We start from the raw sequence: 21061 nt of genomic DNA on the forward strand, positions 1-21061 counted from the left end.
TCTATATCGGCGGCGCCGGCCTGGCTCGCGGCTACCAGGGGCGTCCCGGCCTGACCGCCGAGCGCTTCGTCGCCGATCCCTTCGGCCCGCCCGGGGCACGCCTGTATCGCACCGGCGATCTGGCGCGCTGGCGGGCGGACGGTCGCCTCGACTACCTCGGACGGCTGGACCAGCAGGTCAAGATCCGCGGTCTGCGCATCGAGCTGGGCGAGATCGAAGCCTGTCTCAACGCCTTGCCAGGGGTGCGCGAAGCCGCGGTGGTGGTGCGTCGCCAGGGCCAGGCGCAGCATCTGGTGGGTTACTGGGTGGATGCGGCGGCGGTCGACGATACCCGGCGCCAGGCGCTCAAGGCGGCCCTCGCCGAGCGCTTGCCGGACTACATGGTGCCGACGCAATGGGTGGCCCTGGCGCGCCTGCCACGCACGCCCAATGGCAAGCTCGATCGCAGGGCGCTGCCCGAACCGGAGTGGCAGGGGCGTACCCTGCGCCCGCCGCAGACACCGGCGGAAGTTGCCCTGGCCGCCATCTGGCAGGGGGTGCTGGGGTTGGAACAGGTCGGTCTGGACGACAACTTCTTCGAAAGCGGCGGCGACTCCATCGTCTCCATCCAGGTGGTCAGTCAGGCTCGCGAGGCCGGCTGGCGCCTGACCCCGCGCCAGGTGTTCCAGCACCAGACGCTGGCCGCCCTGGCCGCGGCGGCGCAGCCAGTGGCCCGGGTACCGGATCAGCCGCTGCCCAGCCAGGCCGAGGATCCTGCGGCGGTGGTGGCGGCCGGACTGGACCCGACGCTGTTCGAACGCGCCGAGCCCCTCGGTCCGCTGCAGCTCGGCCTGCTCTACCAGGCGCTACTGGCCGGCGACGGCACCTACGTCAACCAGTTGCGCCTGGACGTCGGCGGGCTGGACGTAGCGGCCTTCACCGCCGCCTGGCAGGCGGCCCTGGAGCGCCATGCCAGTCTGCGCACGGCCTTCTTCTGGGAAGGACGCGAGACGCCGCTGCAGGCCCAACGTCGCCAGGTGGAACTGCCGCTGACCCTGCTCGACTGGCGCGACCGTCCCACCTGCGCGGCGGATCTGGAGCAACTCGCCGCGGACGACCGCCAACGCGGCTTCGTCCTCGCCGAGGCGCCGCTGCTGCGGCTGACATTGGTACGTCGCGGCGACGACGAGCATCACCTCATCTATACCAACCACCACCTGCTGCTGGACGGCTGGAGCAACGCCCAGTTGCTCGCCGAGGTGCTCGAACAGTACGCGGGTGGCCAGCCCGCCGCGCCCCAGGGGCTGGCGGCCTACCGCGCCTGGCGCGCCGGCTACGCGCCCGCCGCCGGGGAAGCCTTCTGGCGGGCGCAACTGGCTGGCCTGCCGGCGCCCACCCGGCTGGCCGCCAGCGCGCCCACGGTGGCGGCCGAGGGCGTCGCCCAGCTACGCCTGGAACTGTCGGCCACGGCCACCGCGGCCCTGGTGGCCTGTGCCCGGAGTCGCAAGGTCACCCTCAACACCCTGCTGCAGGCCGCCTGGACCCTGTTGCTGCAGCGCCATACCAGCCAGGCGACGGTCGCCTGCGGCGTGGTGCTGTCGGGTCGGCCAGCCGAGGTGCCGGGTATCCAGCGCCAGCTCGGGCTGTTCATCAATACCCTGCCGCTGATCGTCAGCCCACCGGCCGCCCAGCCGCTCGGCGACTGGCTGCCGGCGCTGCAGGAGCTCAACCTGGCGCTGCGCGAACACGAGCAGGTGCCCTTGCAGGACATCCAGCGCTGGGCGGGGCAGGGCAGCGACGGTCTGTTCGACACCCTGCTGGTCTTCGAGAACTATCCGATCGCCGCGGCCCTGGCCCAGGCACCCGCCACCCTGAGGTTCTCCGGGGTGCGTACCGCCGAACTCAACCATTATCCGCTGACCCTGATGGTCGGCCAGGGCGAGACCCTGAGGCTGAGATTCGACTATCGCCTCAGCCATTTCAGCGCGCCCCAGGTCCAGGGTTTCGCCCGGCAACTGGACGGCCTGCTGCAACGCCTGCCCGAGCTGCTCGACCAGCCGCTGGGCGAGCTGTGCCTGTTGGACGCCAGCGAACGCCAGGCCCAGGTCGCGGCGCGCAACCAGACCGCCGTGGCCTATCCACGGACGCCGCTGCTGCCGGCGCTGCTGGCCGAGCAGGCGCGGCGCAGCCCCCAGGCCCTGGCCGTGGTCCAGGGCGCGCGGCGCCTGGACTACGCCGAATTCGACGCCGAGGCCAACCGCCTGGCGCACTGGCTGATCGCCCAGGGCGTGGGTCCCGACGTCCTGGTGGGGGTGGCCGCCGAGCGCTCGGTGGAACTGGTGCTAGCCCTGGTGGCGGTGCTCAAGGCCGGCGGTGCCTATGTGCCGCTGGACCCGGATCATCCCGCCGAACGCCTGGCCTATCAGCTCGAAGACAGCCAGGTGCGGCTGCTGCTGACCCAGAGTCACCTGCAGGCCCGGCTGCCAACCACTAGCGTGCCGCAACTGCTGCTGGACGACCGCTCGGCCTGGCAGGACCAGCCGGCGCAGGCGCCCACCCCGGCGCTGCACGGCGAACACCTGGCCTATGTGCTCTACACCTCCGGCTCCACCGGCCGGCCCAAGGGCGCCGGCAACACCCAGGCGGCGCTGCTCAACCGCCTGCAGTGGATGCAGGAGGCGTTTCAACTGCGCGAAGGCCGGCGGGTGCTGCAGAAGACCCCGTTCAGCTTCGACGTCTCGGTGTGGGAATTCTTCTGGCCGCTACTGACCGGCGCCACCCTGGTGGTGGCCGAGCCGGGCGCCCACCGCGATCCACGGGCGCTGCGCGAGGTGATCGTGGCCGAAGGGGTGCAGGTGCTGCACTTCGTGCCGTCCATGCTGCAGGCCTTCCTGGCCGCTGGCGAACTGGCGCGCTGCCCGAGCCTGGACCAGGTGATCTGCAGTGGCGAGGCCCTGCCGCGCGAACTGCAGCAGGCCTTCCACCAGGCCCACGGGGCCGCGTTGCACAACCTCTATGGTCCCACCGAGGCGGCCATCGACGTCAGCCACTGGCCGTGCGATCCCGCAGACGAAGGCCTGGCGGTGCCCATCGGCCGGCCCATCGCCAACCTGCGCCTGCTGGTGCTGGATCCTTGGCTGGCGCCGGTGCCGGACGGGGTGACCGGCGAGCTGTACATCGGCGGCGCGGGCCTGGCGCGCGGCTACCACGGCCGGCCCGGCCTGACCGCCGAACGCTTCGTCGCCGATCCCTTCACGCCTGGAGCACGGCTGTACCGCACCGGTGACCTGGCGCGCTGGCGGGCGGACGGTGCCCTGGACTACCTGGGGCGGATCGATCACCAGGTGAAGATCCGCGGCCAGCGCCTGGAGCTGGGCGAGATCGAGGCACGGCTGCGCGCCCATCCGGCGGTGGACGAAGCGGTGGTGGTGGCGCGGTCAGGCGAGGGTGGCCTGCACCTGGTGGGCTACGTCACCGGCGCTGTCGCGGTCGAAGAGCTGCGCGACTGGCTGCGCGCGGCGCTGCCGGACGTCATGGTGCCGGCGCAGCTGCTGGTGCTGGAGGCCATGCCGCTGTCGGCCAACGGCAAGCTGGATCGCAAGGCCCTGCCGGAGCCGGACCTCAGCCAGAACCTCAGGCCCTACCGAGCTCCGGCCAGCGCCGCCGAGCGTACCCTGGCGCCTATCTGGCAGCGGTTGCTGGGGGTGGACAGGGTCGGGCTGGACGACAACTTCTTCGAACTGGGCGGCGATTCCATCCTGTCCCTGCAACTGGTCAACCAGGCCCGCCAGGCGGGGCTGGAGATCGCGCCGCGGCAGGTCTTCGAACTGCCGACATTGGCCGCCCTGGCCGCGGCAGCCACCTTGCCGCAAGAGACCCCAGCGGCCGCGTCGGCCCAGCGCTTCGCCTTGCTGACGGAGCCGCTGCCGGCGGACCTGGACGCCGCCGCGCTGGACGATGCCTATCCGCTTTCGCCCATGCAACGCGGTATGCTGTTCCACGTCCTCGACGAACCGACAGCGGGACTCTACGTCAATCAGCTCAGCGTTTGCGTCGAGGGCCTCGACAACGCCCGCTTCGCCGCCGCCTGGCAGGCCGCGGTGGCGCGCCACGCGATCCTGCGCACGGCCTTCGTCTGGGAAGGTCTGCGCGATCCGATCCAGGTGGTCCGCCGCCAGGCGCGGCTGGCGCTACGGGAGATCGACGGTCGCCAGCACGCCCCGGACCTGGCCGCCCTCGCCGCCGAAGACCGCGGCCGGCCGTTCGACCTCGGTCGGCCGCCCCTGCAGCGCCTGACCCTGGTCCGCCTGGATGACCAGCGCCAACAACTGATCTGGACCAGCCACCACCTGCTGCTGGATGGCTGGAGCGCCGCGCGCCTGATCAGCGAGGTGCTCCAGGCCTATGCCGGCGAGGCGCTGCCGGAGGTACCCGGTCGCTATGCCGACTACCTGTCCTGGCTGGCGCGTCAGGACGCCGCCGCGGCACAGGCCTTCTGGCAGCAACGCCTGGCCGGCGCCACGCCGACCCTGCTGGCCGAAAGCCTGCCGCGCCCGCCCGGAGGCGCCGGCCACGGCCTGACCTTCACCCGGCTGGATGCCGAGGCGACCCAGGCCTTGCAACGTTTCGCCCGGACCGAGCGCATCACCCTCAACACCCTGATCCAGGGTGCCTGGCTGCTGCTGTTACGGCGCTACACCGGTCGCTCCCAGGTGATCTTCGGTAGCACCGTGGCTGGTCGCCCGGCCGAGCTGCCCGGCATGGAGGAGGTGCTCGGGCTGTTCATCAACACCCTGCCAGTGGCCCAGACGGTAGCTGAAGGCCGCCGCGTGGGCGACTGGCTACGCGAGCTGCAGCAGGAGAACGCCCGGCTGCGCGACTTCGAGCACAGCCCGCTGTACGACATCCAGCGCTGGGCCGGGCAGGGGGGACAACCTCTGTTCGACAGCATCATTGTATTCGAGAACTATCCGGTGGACGTGGCCCTGCGCCAGCGCACCGGGGCCGGGCTGAGCTTCGGCCCGCTGCAGGTCAAGGACGAGACCAGCGTGCCCATGGACCTGGCCGTGCGCCTGGGCGAGACCCTGGAGATCGAATACCAGTACCTGCGCAGCCATTTCGCCGCCGCGGCGGTGGAGCGCATCCGTGCCAACCTGGAACACCTGCTGTTCGCCCTGGCCGCAGGGGCCGATCGGCCGCTGGGCACGGTCGATGGCCTGAGCGTCGTCGAGGAGACCGCCCTGGCGCGGCTGCAAGGAGAGCCCTGGCAGGACCCGGCGACCTCCCTCGCGCCCCAGGCGATCCTCGCCCAGGCGCGCCGCCGGCCGGATGCAACCGTGCTGGGCGATCCTGAGCGACGCCTGAGCTGGGGCGAGCTGGAGGAACGCAGCGGCCGGCTGGCCAGCTGGCTGCAAGGACAGGGTGTCGGCGCGGAAACCCGGGTGGCGGTAGCGTTACGCCGGGGCGTCGACTGGCCGGTGGCGCTGCTGGCCATCTGGCGCGCCGGCGGCGCCTATGTACCGCTGGACGCCAGCTACCCAGCCGAGCGCCTGAGCTACCAGCTGGCGGACGCCGGTGCCGCGTTGTTGCTCACCGAGAGCGCCCTGGTCGAGCGCCTGCCGGAGGTAGCCGGCACGCTGCGCGTCTGTCTCGACCAGTTGGACCTGACGACCTGCTCGCCGTACCCGGCGGAGCCGCCGCTGGGCCCCGAGCACCTGGCCTACGTCATCTATACCTCCGGTTCCACCGGCCGGCCCAAGGGCGTGGCCGTGGCCCATGGCGCCCTGGCCATGCATGGCCGCGCCATCGGCCAGCGCTACAGCCTCGACGAGCATACCCATGAGCTGCTGTTCATGTCCTTCGCCTTCGATGGCGCCCACGAGCGCTGGATCGCCCCCCTGATGCACGGCGGTCGACTGTTCATTCGCGGCGAGGAGCTGTGGACGCCCGGGCATACCCTCGAGGTGCTGGCCCGGGAAGAGATCGACGTGGCTGCCTTCCCACCGGTCTATCTGCAGCAACTGGTGGCTCAGGTGGCCCGCACCGGCAACCCGCCATCCATGCGCATCTATTGCTTCGGTGGCGAAGCGGTACCCGAGGCCAGCTTCCGCGAGGCGCAGCGCCTGCTCGGCGCCGCGCACCTGATCAATGGTTACGGTCCCACCGAAACCGTGGTCACGCCGCTGTTGTGGAAGGCCGGCCCGGACGATGCCTGCGGCGCCGCCTATGCCCCCATTGGCCAGGCGGTGGGCGAGCGCCGGCTGTATATCCTCGACGAGCGCCTGGAACCGGTGCCCCTGGGGGTGGCTGGCGAACTCTACATCGGCGGCCGCGGCCTGGCGCGTGGCTACCTGGGCCGTCCGGCGGCCACCGCCGAGCGCTTCGTCGCCGATCCCTTCACGCCGGGCGGACGGCTCTATCGCACCGGCGACCTGGTGCGTGGCCGAGCGGATGGCCTGATCGACTACGTCGGCCGGCTGGACCACCAGGTGAAGATCCGTGGCTTCCGCGTCGAGCTGGGCGAGATCGAAGCTTGCCTGCTGGAGCACCCGCAGGTGCGCGAGGCGGTGGTGGATGCCCGCACCGCTCTTTCCGGTCGGCAACTGGTGGGCTATGTGGTGGGCGCGGTGGACCCCAGCGCGCTCAAGGGCTGGTTGCGCGAGCGCCTGCCCGAGCATCTGGTGCCGGCGCAGCTGGTGGTGCTCGAACGGCTGCCGCTGACTCCTGGCGGCAAGGTCGACCGGCGTGCGCTGCCGGAGCCCGAACGGGCGCAGGACACCTACCAGGCCCCGCGCAACGACCTCGAGCGGCAACTGGCGGCGCTCTGGCAGGAGGTACTGCAGGTGGAGCGCGTGGGCATCACCGACAACTTCTTCGAGCTGGGCGGTGATTCCATTCTCAGCCTGCAACTGGTCTCGCGCATCCGCGAGACCCTCGGCGAGCGGCTGCCACTGCGCCTGCGCGATCTGCTGCAGCAGCAGACCATCGCGGGCCTGCTGGCGCGGCGGTCCGAGCAGACCGCGGTGGCACATGCCGACCTGAGCCCTGAAGGCGGCGACTTCGGCCTGTTGCCGATCCAGCAGTGGCTGTTCGAGCACAATCGCGCCGAGCCGGACCACTACAACCAGGCGGTCCTGCTGGCCTGCCGCGAGCCGCTGCGCGCGGAGTGCCTGGAGCAGGCCCTGCGCCTGCTCCTCGAGCGCCATGCTAGCCTGCGCCTGGCGTTCCGCGAGCGTGCCGCGGGCCAATGGGTGCAGCGCGAGCGCAGCATGGCGGAGCTGGCCCCGGCCATCGTCGAAGACCCCCTGGTCTGGCAACGCCAGGCGGTCGACGAAGACAGTGCCCTGGCCATCGCCAATCAAGCGCAGCGCAGCCTCGACCTGGCCAAGGGGCGCCTGCTGCGGGCGGTATTGATCGATGGGGTTGGCAGCGAGCAGCGCCTGTTGTTGATCATCCATCACCTGGGGGTGGACGGGGTGTCCTGGCGCATCCTGCTGGACGAGCTGCAGCGCCTCTACCTGGGCCTGGTCCAGGGCGAGACACCGCGCTTGCCGGCGCCCACCAGCAGCTACCGGGACTGGGTACAGGCGCTTGGCGACCAGGCGCGCGGGGTCGAGCTGGCGGCGGAATTGCCCTACTGGCTCGGCCAACTGGCCGACGCGCCGACCGAACTGCCGCGCGACAATCCCCGTGGTCGCGCCCGGGTGGCCGAAGCGGAGAACGTCAGCCTGGAGCTGTCCACCGAAGAGACCCAGGCGCTGCTCAAGCGCGCGCCCCAGGCCCATGGCACCCAGATCAACGACCTGCTGCTCGCGGCCTTGAGTCGCGTGCTGTGCCGCTGGCTGGACAGCGAGTCGGTGCTGATCGCCCTGGAGGGCCATGGCCGCGAAGACCTCTTCGGCGACCTGGACCTGTCGCGCACCCTGGGCTGGTTCACCTCGTTGTTCCCGGTGCGCCTGACCCCTGGCCCCGGCGGCCTGGCGACCGCCATCCCGGCGATCCGCGACCAGCTCGCCGCCATCCCCAACCGTGGTCTGGGCTTCGGCGTGCTGCGCTACCTGGGGCCGCCCGAGGTACAGGCGCAACTGCGCGACCAGCCCCAGGCCCGTATCACCTTCAACTACCTCGGCCAGTTCGACCAGAGCTTCGCCAGCGACGCCCCGTTCCGGCCCCTGGCCGAGCGTGCCGGCGACGTCTACAGCCCCCAGGCGCCGCTCGGCAACTGGCTGGAGATCGTCGGCCAGGTGTATGGCGGGCGCCTGCGTCTGCGCTGCCTGTACAGCCGCCGCATGTTCCGCCGCAGCACCGTGGAGCGCCTGATGCAGGCCTATCACGAGGAATTGCTGGCGGTGCTGGAGCATTGCCAGGTACCGGCGGTGGCTCGGATCACCAAGGAGCTACCGGCTTGAAGTCCGCTATTCGTTTTGGGAGTTATCCGCGATGAACATCCATCCCGACCTGGAAGCCTTTCTCGATCTGGTCGACCAGGGCCGTGCGGCGGGGCGACCGCCCCTGCATGCCCTGGCTATAGCGGCGGCCCGGGCGAGCTTCGCCGAGGCCTCCCGCGAGCTCGATCCGACCGCCCCCGCCCTGGCCCACGAGCCCCTGAACCTGCCTACCCGGGATGGCGCGCAGCTGGCCGCGCGCCTCTATCTGCCGCGGGCTACGCGCCCGGCACCGGCTATCCTGTATTTCCACGGTGGCGGCTACTGCGTGGGCGACCTGGAGACCCATGACGCCCTCTGTCGGCGCCTGGCCGTGGCGACCGACAGCGCCGTGCTGGCGGTCGCCTATCGCCGTGCCCCCGAGCATCCCTTCCCAGGCCCGGTGGAAGACGCCCTGGATGCCTGGGCGTGGTTGGTCGCCCAGGCCCCCGATCTCGGCCTGGATCCGCAGCGCCTGGTGGTGGCCGGTGACAGCGCCGGGGCCACCCTGGCAACCGTGGTCGCCGCCACGGCCGCCCGCCAGGGACAGCCAGCGCCACGTGCGCAGGTACTCTGCTATCCCACCACCGATGCCCTTGGCGACTACGAGTCGCGCGAGGTCTTCGCCGATGGCTATCTACTGGAAAGCGCTACCCTGGATTGGTTCTACGACCTGTACCTGCCAGACCATGGACGCCGCGCCGATCCGCGTTGCTCGCCGCTACGCGGCCCGATTCCGGCCGGCCTGGCACCGGCGCTGGTGCTCCTGGCGCAGTTCGATCCGCTGCTGGACGAGGGCCGCGCCTATGTCGACCACCTGCTGGCGGCCGGGACCATCGTCGACTGGGCGATCTGCCCCGGGCTCACCCACGACTTTCTGCGCCTCGGCAGCCTGGTTCCAGACGTGGCCGCGCACTATGGACGGATCGGCGCCTTCCTGGCGGAGCGCGCGGGCTTCTGATCCCTGCGCATCAGCCAGAGAAAGTAGGGGCAGCCGATGAACGCCGCCAGCAGGCCGGCCGAGACCGGCCAGGGATAGGCCAGGTTGCGCCCCAGCCAGTCGGCTACCAGCATCAGTCCGGCGCCCGCCAGGGCGCTCAGGGCCAGCTGCGGACGGGCCCGGTGGATGCCCAGCTGACGCGCCAGGTGCGGCGCGATCAGGCCGACGAAGCTCAGCGGTCCGACGACCAGGGTGGCGGTGGCCGTGAGCAGGGCCGCGCACAGCACCAGGGCCAGCCGTGCGGCACCCAGGCGCAGGCCCAGCGCTGCCGCTGCCGGCCCGCCGAGGGCGAGCAGATCCAGGGGCCGGCCCAAGGCCAGTGCCAGCAGCAGACCCAGCAGCATGACCAGGTTGGCGAGCAGGGCGCGTGGGCCGTCCACGGCGTAGGTCGAGCCGGTCATCCAACCGAGCAATTGGGTCACCCGCGGATCGCCACTGGCCAGCAGCAGGGTGCCCAGGGCGCCCAGCAAGGTGGTCAGGCAGACACCGGTGAGCAGCATGCGCTCGCTGCCGTAGCCGTCGCGGCGCCCCATGGCCAGCAGCGCACCCAGGGCGAGGAGCGCGCCGAGCAGGGCCGCCGGCAGCAGATAGGGCTGAGGGGTGGCCACCAGCAGGAACAGCAGCATCACCGCCAGCGCGGCCCCGGAACTCACCCCGAGCACTTCCGGGCTGGCCATGGGATTACCGGTAAGGCGTTGCACCAAGGCGCCGGCCAGCGCCAGCATGGCCCCGGCGGCCAGGGCACCGGCCACCCGCGGCAGACGCCAGTGCAGCACCACCTGGCTGCTGTCGCCCAGGCTCCAGCCCTGGGGCGTGCGACCCAGCAGCAGGGCCGGCACCAGCAGCACGGCCACGACCAGCAGACCGCCCAGCAACAGGGGGGCGACGCGGCGTGCCGCCCGGGCCGGCGGCGCTGGCGGTGGCCGCAGGCGGGCGGCGCGCGGTTGGCGGCCCAGTAGCCAGAGCAGCAGTGGCACGCTCAGCACCGAGGTCAGCAGACCGGCGGGGACCTCGCCGGCCAGGGCCGAGAGTTCGCGCGCGCCCTGATCCACCAGCCACAGCAGGACCGCGCCGAACAGCGGCGCCCAGAACAGCCGCTGGGGCAAGCGCCGGGCGCCGCTGAGACGGGCGATGGCCGGTGCGGCCAGGCCGATGAAGCCGATCGGGCCGACGCTGCCGACCACGCAGGCGCTGAGGGTCACGGCGATGGCCAGGGCCAGCACGCGGGTGCGCGCCAGATTCACGCCCAGGCTGGCGGCGCTCTCGTCGGCCAGGCCCAGGGTCGCCAGCGGGCGGACCAGCAGCGCCGCCAGCACGCCGAGGACCAGCAGGCGCGGTGCCAGGTAGGTCGCCCCGCCCCAGCCGTTCTGGCTCAGGGAGCCGGCCTGCCAGAGGAACAGATCGCTCAGGTAGTCGTGGTTGAATAGGATCAGCAGCGAGTTGAGCGCGCCGCAATAGAGACTGATCACCATGCCGGCGAGGATGAAGTTCAGGGGCACCAGGGTACGCTGCCAGGCGATGGCGAACAGCAGCAGGGTAGCCAGGGCGGCGCCGGCCAAGGCCACGCCCTCCAGGCCATGGGCGAGCAGGCCGGGGGCCCAGAGCAGGCACAGCGACAGGGCCAGGTTGGCCCCCGCCGAGACGCCCAGGGTGCCTGGTTCGGCCAGCGGATTGCGCAGCACCTGCTGGAACAGGGCGCCGGCCAGGCCCAGGGCGGCGCCGGCCAGCCAGGCCATGGCCACCCGCGGCGCGAAACTGTCGCGCAGCAGCACCGCCTGCAGGCTGGTCGCCGAGTCGGCGCCGCTGACACCCGGCCATAGCGGCACGAGCCCCTTGGCCGTGAGCAAGGCGGCCAGCGCCAGCAGCAGGGCGAACAGCGGCCAGGGCGAAGAGCGGCGGGAGTCAGACATGTCGGACTCCTTCGAGATGGCGGGTCAACTGCTCGGCGAGGAACAGCGCCGAGGCCACGCCGCCATAGGGAAAGAAGCGCGGCAAGGTCAACACGTGGCCGGCGCGGACCGCCGGCAGCGCCTGCCACAGGGTACCGTCCTGGCGCAGGCGTTGCAGCTCGGCCAGGCGGGTCGGCAACTCCACGCAGACCAGCAGGGCCTCGGGCGCCTCGGCCAGGCGCTCGATCCCCACCAGGGTCACCCCCATGGCGTTGCTGCGGCCCTGCCAGGCGTTGCGCAGGCCCAGGCGCTCGAGTACGGCCTGGATCAGGCTGCCACGCCCATACAGGGTGGCATGGCGCCCGTCGGCGTTGACCAGGGCGACCTGTACCGGTGGGCGTGGGCTGGTGGCCAGGCGGGCAGCCAAGGCACCGAGCCGCCGGTCTACCTCGGCAAGGTAGGCCTGGGCCTCCTGGAGCCGGTCGAGGCGGGCGCCCAGCGTGAGCAGCAGGGCGCTGGCGCGCGTATAGGGATCGGCGGAGGGGTAGAGGTCGACGATTTCCGTAGGCGCGATGCTGCGCAGTGCCCGATCCACCACCGGGGCCAGCGGATCACTGAGGATCAGGCTGGGCTGCAGGCGCTGCAGCAGTTCCAGATTGGGTTCCCAGAAGGGGCCTATGTCCTGCACCTGTGCAGGCAGGGCAAAGGTCGGCATGCGGCGTCGGTAATAGCCGGTGTCCGAGCCGGCGAGGGGTATCACCCCCAGGGCCAGTAGCGTCTCCAGGGCCGCCCAGTTGATGGCGACGATGCGTGCTTGCTGAGCGGGGGCGGCGAACAAGGGTGGCAGCGCGCTGAGCAACGCGCCTCCGAGCAACCCTTTTACCAACTGACGACGGGCAAAGATCATGGACGATACGTTCTCGAAACAGACGACGAAGCCCCGTGAGGGGCTTCGAGGGTGAGGCGGCTGGTGAATCGTCGATCAACGCTTACCAGCTGTACTTGACCGTACCCAGCAAGGTACGGGTTTCGCCGGGATAGCAGCTGGTGGTGCCGTCGCAGGTACCCACGTAGTGCTTGTTCCCCAGATTCTGTCCGGTGAGCGAGACGGTGACGTTGCGGTTGATGGGATAGCTCGCGCCCGCATCGAACAGGGTATGGGGGTCGATCTTGTAGACATTGGCGTTGTCGCCGTAGAAGGACCCCACGTAGCGCAAGCCGCCACCCAGGCTCAGGCCGCGTAGCGCGCCGTCGCGGAAGGTGTAGTTGAGCCAGCCGGACGCCATGTGCCTGGGCACGTTGGAAAACTCGTTACCCTTGTCGCCGTTGTTGCTCTTGGTGATCTCGGTGTCCGTGTAGGTATAGGACGCCAGCAGATCCCAATTGGCGTTCAGACGGGCCTTCGCCTCGGCCTCGATGCCCTTGGAACGCACCTCGCCCGTGGCCTCGCTGAAGCCGCTCGGAATACCGTTGACCAAAAGATTGGTCAGCACATTGGTCTTGGTGACGTCGAAGGCCGCCAGGGTCAGCAGCAGGCCATCGTTGGGCTGGTACTTGACCCCCGCTTCCCACTGACGCGCCTCGCTCGGATCGAAGGTGGCACCGCGGATATCGGTCCCGCTGTTGGGGACGAAGGATTCGGCATAGCTGACATAGGGCGCCAGGCCGAAGTCGGTCAGGTAGGTCAGGCCGACACGACCGGTGAAGTCCTGATCCTTGGCCAGGGCATCGCTGCTGGTGAGGTGATTGGCGGTGCTGGTGCGTACCTCGTCGTAGCGACCGCCGGCGGTCACGATCCAGTGATCGTCCAGATGAATCTGGTCCTGCAGGTAGTAGCCGATCTGGTCCTGGGTCTGGTTCTGGTCGACCGCCAGGGCGTTCGGCCGGCCAACGTTGAGGCCATACACGGGATTGGCCGGATTGAGCAGCAGCGGCAGCAGGGTACCCAGGTTGGCCGTGGTCAGCGGCGTCTGGTAGCGCTTGACGTCGGATTCGGTACGCGCGTAGTCGATCCCGGTCAGCAGGGTGTGCTGGATGCCGGCGGTGGCGAAGTCGAACTGCAGCTGGTTGTCGACGGTGAGTGCATTGAGGTGCTCGTCGAAGCGGCGGGGCTGGCGTACCACGTAGTTGGCCAGGGGGCCGTTGACCAGGGCCGCGGTCTGCGCGGGCGGCAGTTGGAGCAGGGGCGCCACGCTGGCCACGGTACCCTGGCCGAGCAGGTTGTTGAGCACGAAGTCCACCTGACCGTAGCGCAGGTTCTGGCGGAACTCGACGTTGTCGTTGAAGCGATGGCGGAAGCGGTAGCCCAGGCTGAACTGACGCTGGTACGAATGGTTGAAGGAGTGATCGCCAAGCAGCACGTCCTCGTCGACGTGCTGGTAATAGGGCGTGTAGGCGGAGAGGGTGCCGCCATTGTCGTCCTTCAGGAAGTCCGCGAGGACGGTCAGGCTGGTATCGTCGTCCGGTGCCCAGGTGAAGGAGGGCGCGAGGTAGAAGCGATCGTCGGGTACCTCATGGCCATCGGAATACTCGAACTGGGTATCGCTTTTACGCACCACGCCTACCACGCGATAGAGCAGGGTGCCGTCGTCGGTCAGCCGGTCACCGATATCGAAGCGTGCCTGGGTACGGTCGTGGCTGCCATAGCCCAGTTCCACCTCATGGACACCCGCGGCGGTCGGCATCTTGCTCACCCGGTTGATGATGCCGCCGGCATCGCCCAGGCCGAACAGGCTGGAGGATGGACCGCGCACCACCTCGATGCTATCGAGCCCATAGGGCTCGCTGCGGAAGAAGCTGTAGCTGTTGTTCAACTGCCGCAGACCATCGCGATAGTCACTGGTGCTCTGGGCATTGAAGCCACGAATGTAGAGCCAGTCGTAGCCCTTGGGGTCGACGCCATAGGTCTCGGTCTTCACCCCGGGCACGTAGCGCAGCGCCTGGGTCACGCTTTGCACGTTCTGCACGTCCATTTGCTGCCGGGTGATCACCGAGATGGACTGGGGCGTTTCCAACAGCGGAGCGCCGGTCTTGCTGCCGGCCTGACTGCTATTGGCCACGAAACCCGTGGGTTCGTCCTGGATCGTGGTGGCGATGGTGGTGGCGGGCAGGGCAGTGGTGTCGCTCGCCGTTCTGGCGTTGGCAAGCAGCGTGACGCGGTCGCCCTCGAGCTCGTAACGGATGCCGGTCCCGCCCAGCAGGCGGTCAAGGGCCTGGCGCGGCGTCAGATCGCCGCGTACGGCAGGCGCGCGCAGACCGCGGACCTGGGTGGCATCGAAGAGCACCTGCACCTTGGCTTGGCGACCCAGGTCGGTCAGCGCCTGCGCCAGGGGCTGCGGACGGATATCGAGCTGAACCGCCCAGGCATTCCCGGTCAGGGCGCCGAGCGTGGTCAAGGTGATGCTCATGGCGAGTCGATGGGGGCGAAAGACGCGAGGTGAAAAGCCCATGTTGCAAGTGCTCCGTGCAGGACGACAATCGTTAATGTGAATTATTCGCTTATAAGACGCATCACCTCGGGAAAACCGGAAGAAAAAAATTCGCTAGAGGGCGGGGATAGAGCCTTTTCAGTCGAAGAGCGTCGGCTCGACCGGTGCGTTGACGGTCTGGGTGACGATGTTTCCCTTCTCCAGATGCAACACGCGGTCGGCTACCTCGAAGTAGCGGTCATCGTGTGAGATGACCACGATGGTCTTGCCCAGACGCTGGAATTCGGGCAGCAGCTCGCGATAGAAGATGCGCCGGAAGGCAGGGTCCTGGTCTGCCGCCCATTCGTCGAATACCAGGACCGGGCGCCCTTCCAGCCAGGCCTGTAGCAGGGCGAGGCGCTTGCGCTGGCCGGTGGATAGATCGGTGGTGGAGAAGCGCTGATCCCGAATGTCCACCTTGTGGCCGATCTCGAGGCGCGCCAGGTACTGCAAGGCCTGCTCGGGTAGGGTCGCGGAGTCCTGCAGGACGTCGTCGAACAGGTAGTAATCGGTGAACACCGTCGTGAACAACTGGCGGTAGGCATCACGATTCTCCGCGGTGACCGGTACGCCATCGTGCAGCAACTCGCCGTCACGTGCCTCGTACAGCCCCAGCAATACCTTGATCAGGGTGGTCTTGCCGCAGCCGTTCTCGCCGGCGATGAACAGGATTTCGCCCCGGCGGAGGTGCAGGTCGATAGGGCCGAGCGCGAAGCCCGTGCCCTCGGCGGCGGGATAGCGGTAGGCCAGGCCACGTAGCTCGATGCCCTGGCGCAGGACCGCAGGGGGGGTGTCGGTGGCGTTGAGTGGCAGGGAGGGTTCCGGGGTGGAGAAGTCCGCCGATAGCTCCGCGATGCGGCCGAAGGCCACCTGGGCTCGGCTGACGATGGGCAGGTTGCCGATCAGGCTTTCCAGCGGGCCCTTCATGTACAGCAACACCAGGATGAAGCCGCTCAAGGTGCCCTTGTCGGTGCTCGGCCAGAGCGACTCGTAGGTGAGGGCGACGCCGATGACGATGAAGAACAGCGTGGAGCCGAAGCCCTTGGCGATGACGAACAGATTGATGGCGCTCAGCTGGATGGCGCAAATCCGCTCGGCGGTCCCCTTGAGGCGCCCATCGTAGTGGCGTTCCCGCCGCTGGCGGTTGATGCGCAGTTCCTTGGCGCCTTCCATCAGTGCCTGGTAGTGCTTCTGCAATTCGTCTTCCTGCTCGCGAGCGGCGAAGAAGCCGCGGATGCCGCGGCTGCGAGCGAAGTACTGGATGGCGCTGCCGATGATGATGGCCACGGCGGTGACCAGGAACATGCTCCATGACAGGAAGGCCATGTACAGCAGGCAGCTGAGGGAGATGGTGAAGGACACCGCCAAAGGCGCGAAGGCGAAGGCGAAGTCGCTAATGGTGTCCACGTCGTGCGTCAGTACCGGGATCAGCCGGTGGCTGCGATAGCGTTCCAGTTGGTCCATGGGCGCGCTGATGATCTTGCGGCCCAGTTCTTTGCGCAGCCTGGCGATGACGTGCTGGCCCACGTAGTTGGTGCCGATGTCGGAGAGGATGGAACCTGTCAACGCCAGCAGGCAGAAACCGCCGAAGGCGAGCAGCAGGGTACTGGGCACCAGGCCCTCGGCGTGCAGGCTGCGATTGATGGTGGCCAGCAGCGCGGTGATGCTCAGGCCGCCGACAATGCCCAGCAGCACGGACAACAGGAGGATTGGCCAGAATGGCCGCAACAGTCCCAAGAGCTCGACGAGGGCCGTGGAGGATTTTGCGCGCATGAAGGATTCCTGTAGTGAGGGGCCAGGCTGAACCTGGTCACGGACGGCTCAGGAGGTGACGAATGGCGGGCGTGGGAAATTACCGAGGGCGCGCGGCGGTGGGCGGCTCCGTCCGCGGTGGCTGGCCGATCACAAGGCCTTGTAGCGACTCGCGACGAGCACGCTGCCATCCTGCTGGGTGGTCACCTCCACCGGCAAAATCTTCGGTAGCTGGTACAGCAGCTTTTCCAGGGCCGCGACGCTGTAGATGCCGCCCGGGCGCATGGCGGCGGCCTGGGCATCGGCCACTCTCACGTCACGCTCCAGATAGCGACCGATCAACGGCAGGACCTCGCCCAGCGACTGGCCATCGAGCACCAGTTGGCCCTGGCGCCAGGCCAGCAGCGCCTGGACATCGGTGTGGCGGATTTCCGGTCCATGCCCGGCCAGGTAGCGGGCCTGCATGCCGGCCGTCAGCTCGACGACCTGGGTCCGGCCTTCCGGGGTCACCCGTACCCGGCCTTCGGCGACGGTGACGATAAGGTCATTGCCGGTATTCCAGACATCGAAGCGCGTGCCGGTGACCCTGATCTCGCCTTGGCGCGTCTTGACGGTGAACGGGTGGAAGCGGTCGTGATGAACCTCGAAGAAGGCCTGACCCGCGGGCAGATAAAGATCCCGGCGGTCGATGAAGTCGCCGTAGAACAGCGATGTATGGGTATTGAGGCTCACCTGAGAGCCGTCGGGCAGGCTGATCTGCTGCATTCCTGCCGTGGCACCGTAGTAGCGGACGCTACTGGGTAGCAGCCCACCATACCAGCCGGCCAACCACAGCCCGCAGCAGGTCGCCAGCGCGCAGCTCAGGCGTAGCAGCCGTCGGCGCCGCAGGCGTGGTCGGAACTGGGCAGGCGTGGGCGGCAAATGGCCGGCCAAGCCCCAGAGGGTTTCGATCGCCTGGTATTCGGCCAGATGGCGTGGGTCCTGGGCACACCAGGCGTTGAAGGCGTCGCGCTCGGCTGCGGAACAGTCTTCCGCCTGGAGGCGTAGATGCCAGGTGGCAGCTTCTTCGCTCAGGCGCTGTTGTTCGGCAGACCAGGTCACGGGCGGACATCCATCGGCGAAAATGCAAGGGACCGGCAACCTACATTGCTGGCACCGTCAGAGTAAAGCATAGTGGCGATCTGCAATATGGGCGCCACTCATCGGCACGGGAGGCACGAATTGATAGGCTACTACCAGGAATTACTCAAGTTCCTGACGCGCGCGACGGGTGATCGCCAGACTGCGGCCGACCTCGTCCAGGCGGCCTATCTTCGCCTTCTCGACCGTTCGTCCGCGGTCGAAATCCAGGAGCCGCGGGCGTTGCTGTATCGCACGGCCATCAACCTGTCCATCGATCTGCGGCGTCGCGAGCGGGTGCGCCAGGATGAGCTGACTAGTGGTCTCGAGGCCGAAGAGGTACCGACCGCCGACTGTCCCCACGAAGGTCTGGCGCGCGATCAGCAGCTTGCCCTGCTGCGCCGCGCGCTGGAAGAGCTGCCGCCAGCCTGTCGCGAAGCCTTTCTGTTGCGTAAGCTCGAGGGGTTGAGCCATGTCCAGATCGCGGAGCAACTGGGGTTATCCAAGGCTTCCGTGGAAAAGCACATCGTCAACGCCATGCGCCACTGCCGCCTCCGTCTGCTGGACTGGAACGCCTGATCCTTGCCCGCATCCGCAATGCCTGGATGAGGTGCATTGCCGTAAGCAGGCGCACCTTGGTTGTTCGTTTTAGGTAAATCCCGGCTCTGTCCTGTCGTCCCTCCTAGTGCACCCCCGAACGCCTCCGGCGCCTCGGGTCTTCCGCTTTCCAGAGGACGGCACTCATGGCACAGCACGACAGTGCATCGAGCACACCCTACGACCTGCTCGGGGTCGGTTTCGGACCTTCCAATCTGGCCTTGGCCATCGCCTTGCGTGAGCAGAGCGAGCGTGATGGTCGCCCCCTGCGCTCGCTGTTCATCGATCGCCAGGCTGACTACCGCTGGCACGGTAATACCCTGGTTACCCAGAGCGAGCTGCAGATTTCCTTCCTCAAGGATCTGGTGACGCTGCGTAATCCCACCAGTCCCTTCAGCTTCGTCAATTACCTGCATAGCCAAGGGCGCCTGGTCGACTTCATCAACCTGGGGACCTTCTATCCCTGTCGATTGGAGTTCAACGACTACCTGCGCTGGGTGGCGGAGCACTTCGCCAGCCAAAGCCGCTACGGTGAAGCGGTGGTTCGGGTCGAGCCTGGTCCTCAGGAAGCCGACGGCTCTCTGCGCCAGCTGGACGTCGTGGCATGCGATGCGGCAGGGCAGGAGCGGCGCTATCGGACCCGCTCCCTGGCGCTCAGTACTGGCGGTACGCCGCGCATTCCTCAGGTCTTCCGCGCACTCCGCCAGTATCCGCAGGTGTTCCACCATGCGCAGTACCTCGAGCGTTTGGCTGCGCTACCCTGCGCCCAGGGCCAGCCGATGCGCATCGCGGTAGTCGGCGGTGGCCAGAGCGCGGCCGAGGCTTTCATCGATCTCAATGACAGCTATCCCCAGGTCAGGGTCGACATGGTGCTTCGCGGTGCGGTGCTCAAGCCCGCCGACGACAGTCCTTTCGTCAACGAGATCTTCGCTCCTGAGTACACCGATCTGGTGTTCAACCAGCCGCCCGAGGAGCGTGAAAGGCTGATCAACGAGTATCACAACACCAATTATTCGGTGGTGGACCTCGATCTCATCGAGCGCATCTACGGCATTCTCTATCGGCAGAAGGTCGCCAGGAACCAGCGCCACGGTTTCCTGTGCCGCCGCAGCATAGAGTCGGCGCAATTGGTCGACGGGAAAGTGGAGTTGCGCCTGCGGGATGTGGCCACCGCTGCGGTGGAGAATCATCGCTACGATGCGGTGATCCTGGCGACTGGCTATGAGCGTACCTCCCATCGACAGCTGCTCGAACCCCTGGCGCCGCTGTTGCAGGATTTCGAGGTGGATCGGAGCTATCGCCTGCAGACCGACGAACGCCTGCAGGCACCGATCTACCTGCAGGGCTTCTGTCAGCACAGCCATGGCCTCAGCGATACCTTGCTGTCGGTACTGCCGGCGCGAGCCGGGGAGATCGCCGAGGCACTCCACGCGACGTTCGAGTCCGCGCGGCTACGGGCTGAGCGAGCCGAGCTGGCAGACGTCTGATCTACAGTGGCAACGCTCAGGCGTTGCCACCTGCCGTCCCCTTGGTTTTTTGGGAGAACGAGTGCCTGTTTTTCGTTGTTTGTGTCGTCTTTCGCTGTCTATCTGCCTGGCCGTACCCGTTTGGGTACGGGCGGACCCCCTAGCGGGCGAGGTGCTGAGCGAGCGCACCCTGCGTGTATTCAAGGCTGATGCCTTGGCCGCCAGGCTGGGCGACCGTGTGCGCAGTGTCGGTCAGCCCCGCTGCGACGTTCGCCTGATCGAGATCACCTATCGCACCCAGGGCGTTCACGACGAGCCGGCCGATGCTTCCGCCATGCTCCTGTTGCCCGAAGGTTCTCACTGCCGGGAGCCCAAGGCGCTACTCGGCTGGGCACGGGGGACCGAGACCCGCAGAGCTTCCGCTCAGGCGGAGGCTGTGGCTCAGGCTGGCAGCAGTCCCTTGATCGAACTCTATGCTGCCCAGGGCTACGCAGTGGCCGCTACCGACTATCTGGGGTTGGGCCATTCGAGTTATCCCTTCCATCCTTATCTGCATGCCGCCACCGAGGCCAGCGCCGTGATCGATTCCTTGCGCGCGGCACGTCGAGTCATGGCGCGCGAGGGGGTGGCGCTGTCTGGCCAGGTCATGTTGGCCGGCTACTCTCAGGGCGGCCATGCCACCCTGGCCGCGCAACGGACGCTGGAGCAGCGCTATGCCCAGGAGTTCGATCTCGTCGCCAGTGCGCCCATGTCCGGACCCTATGCGCTGAGTCAGACCTTTCTGGATAACTGGTCGGGGCGCACGCCAGCAGGCGCCAATGTCTTCGCGCCTTATCTATTCGGCTATGCCCTGGTGGCCATGCAGCGAGTCTATGGGAATCTCTATCAACGACCGGATGAGTTGCTGCAAGAGCCCTGGGCGACGCGTGTGGAGCGGCTGCTGCCGGGTCCGGACAACGTTTTCCAGCTCCTGCGCGAGCAGGCGCTACCGGCGTCGAATCATCTCGACCGCTTGCGGCAGCCGGCTTTCACCCGGGAGTTCATGGAAAACCCGGAACAGCCGTTCCGCGTGGCGCTGCGGCGCAACGATCTGCTGGACTGGACGCCACGTACCCCGACCCTACTGTGTGGCGCTTCGCGCGATACCGTGGTCGAGTTTCGTAATGCGCGCAGCGCCTACCAGGCTTTCAGGGCGCGTGGCGCCCCGGTTCGCCTGCTGGACGTGGATGAGCGCCTTGCGTTGGGGCTGGATGGTCTGCAGATACATACCCAGGCGGCGGCTGCGGCCTGCATGCTGGCGACGCGCCAGAACCTGCTCGACCCCGAACGCCACCAGATGGGGCAGTAATTCCTGGTGGGCGTGCTTCGT

Annotated in this window: 10 protein-coding genes (1 of these 10 running past the window's edge); 5 read left to right on the forward strand and 5 right to left on the reverse strand. The window is 68.2% G+C overall.

The window, feature by feature from the left end:
* Both AR540_RS04225 and AR540_RS04230 read left to right on the forward strand, forming a co-directional pair.
* Positions 1–8387: the 3' portion of a non-ribosomal peptide synthetase gene (locus AR540_RS04225; protein ID WP_059226589.1), read on the forward strand. The gene continues 2536 nt to the left of window position 1, outside the view; 8387 of the gene's 10923 nt are visible here — the last part of the coding sequence; its start codon lies off the left edge, out of view; its stop codon occupies positions 8385–8387.
* 31 nt (positions 8388–8418) lie between these two features.
* Positions 8419–9363 carry an alpha/beta hydrolase gene (locus AR540_RS04230; protein ID WP_059226590.1) on the forward strand — a complete coding sequence of 315 codons (945 nt, stop codon included), beginning with the start codon at positions 8419–8421 and terminating at the stop codon, positions 9361–9363.
* Here AR540_RS04230 and fhuB read toward each other — a convergent pair.
* The 5 genes from fhuB to AR540_RS04255 all read right to left on the reverse strand — a co-directional run bounded on the left by fhuB (position 9318) and on the right by AR540_RS04255 (position 17611).
* Positions 9318–11312, reverse strand: coding sequence for a Fe(3+)-hydroxamate ABC transporter permease FhuB (fhuB, locus tag AR540_RS04235; RefSeq protein WP_059226591.1), 1995 nt, complete (start codon positions 11310–11312; stop codon positions 9318–9320). The genes AR540_RS04230 and fhuB overlap by 46 nt on opposite strands.
* Positions 11305–12198, reverse strand: coding sequence for an ABC transporter substrate-binding protein (locus AR540_RS04240; protein ID WP_059226592.1), 894 nt, complete (start codon positions 12196–12198; stop codon positions 11305–11307). Before AR540_RS04240 ends, fhuB begins: the two co-directional genes overlap by 8 nt.
* An 82-nt stretch (positions 12199–12280) precedes the next feature.
* Positions 12281–14698 (reverse strand): TonB-dependent siderophore receptor, encoded by a 2418-nt coding sequence (locus AR540_RS04245; protein WP_201786098.1) that lies wholly within the window; start codon positions 14696–14698, stop codon positions 12281–12283.
* Positions 14699–14857: 159 nt separating this feature from the next.
* Positions 14858–16531 carry a cyclic peptide export ABC transporter gene (locus AR540_RS04250; RefSeq protein WP_059226594.1) on the reverse strand — a complete coding sequence of 558 codons (1674 nt, stop codon included), beginning with the start codon at positions 16529–16531 and terminating at the stop codon, positions 14858–14860.
* A 129-nt stretch (positions 16532–16660) separates the two neighbouring features.
* On the reverse strand, positions 16661–17611 hold the full coding sequence (locus tag AR540_RS04255; RefSeq protein WP_059226595.1) for a FecR family protein: 951 nt from the start codon (positions 17609–17611) through the stop codon (positions 16661–16663).
* A gap of 87 nt (positions 17612–17698) precedes the next feature.
* Here AR540_RS04255 and AR540_RS04260 point away from each other — a divergent pair, with 87 nt between their 5' ends.
* The 3 genes from AR540_RS04260 to AR540_RS04270 all read left to right on the forward strand — a co-directional run bounded on the left by AR540_RS04260 (position 17699) and on the right by AR540_RS04270 (position 21040).
* Positions 17699–18208 (forward strand): sigma-70 family RNA polymerase sigma factor, encoded by a 510-nt coding sequence (locus tag AR540_RS04260; RefSeq protein ID WP_059226596.1) that lies wholly within the window; start codon positions 17699–17701, stop codon positions 18206–18208.
* A 164-nt stretch (positions 18209–18372) separates the two neighbouring features.
* The gene (locus AR540_RS04265; RefSeq protein WP_059226597.1) at positions 18373–19713 is read left to right on the forward strand and encodes a lysine N(6)-hydroxylase/L-ornithine N(5)-oxygenase family protein; all 1341 of its coding nucleotides are present in this window, start codon (positions 18373–18375) and stop codon (positions 19711–19713) included.
* A gap of 193 nt (positions 19714–19906) precedes the next feature.
* On the forward strand, positions 19907–21040 hold the full coding sequence (locus AR540_RS04270) for an alpha/beta hydrolase (protein ID WP_177339177.1): 1134 nt from the start codon (positions 19907–19909) through the stop codon (positions 21038–21040).
* The last annotated feature ends 21 nt before the right edge of the window (positions 21041–21061 follow it).

Source organism: Pseudomonas sp. EpS/L25, assembly GCF_001512295.1.
Classification (GTDB): Bacteria; Pseudomonadota; Gammaproteobacteria; order Pseudomonadales; family Pseudomonadaceae; genus Chryseomonas.

What these genes read in the sequence shown, in the direction of transcription:
- AR540_RS04230 (WP_059226590.1), top strand. Translation starts at nt 8,419, where the DNA reads ATGAACATCCATCCCGACCTGGAAGCCTTTCTCGATCTGGTCGACCAG.
- fhuB (WP_059226591.1), bottom strand. Translation starts at nt 11,312, where the DNA reads ATGTCTGACTCCCGCCGCTCTTCGCCCTGGCCGCTGTTCGCCCTGCTG.
- AR540_RS04240 (WP_059226592.1), bottom strand. Translation starts at nt 12,198, where the DNA reads ATGATCTTTGCCCGTCGTCAGTTGGTAAAAGGGTTGCTCGGAGGCGCG.
- AR540_RS04245 (WP_201786098.1), bottom strand. Translation starts at nt 14,698, where the DNA reads ATGAGCATCACCTTGACCACGCTCGGCGCCCTGACCGGGAATGCCTGG.
- AR540_RS04250 (WP_059226594.1), bottom strand. Translation starts at nt 16,531, where the DNA reads ATGCGCGCAAAATCCTCCACGGCCCTCGTCGAGCTCTTGGGACTGTTG.
- AR540_RS04260 (WP_059226596.1), top strand. Translation starts at nt 17,699, where the DNA reads ATGGGCGCCACTCATCGGCACGGGAGGCACGAATTGATAGGCTACTAC.
- AR540_RS04265 (WP_059226597.1), top strand. Translation starts at nt 18,373, where the DNA reads ATGGCACAGCACGACAGTGCATCGAGCACACCCTACGACCTGCTCGGG.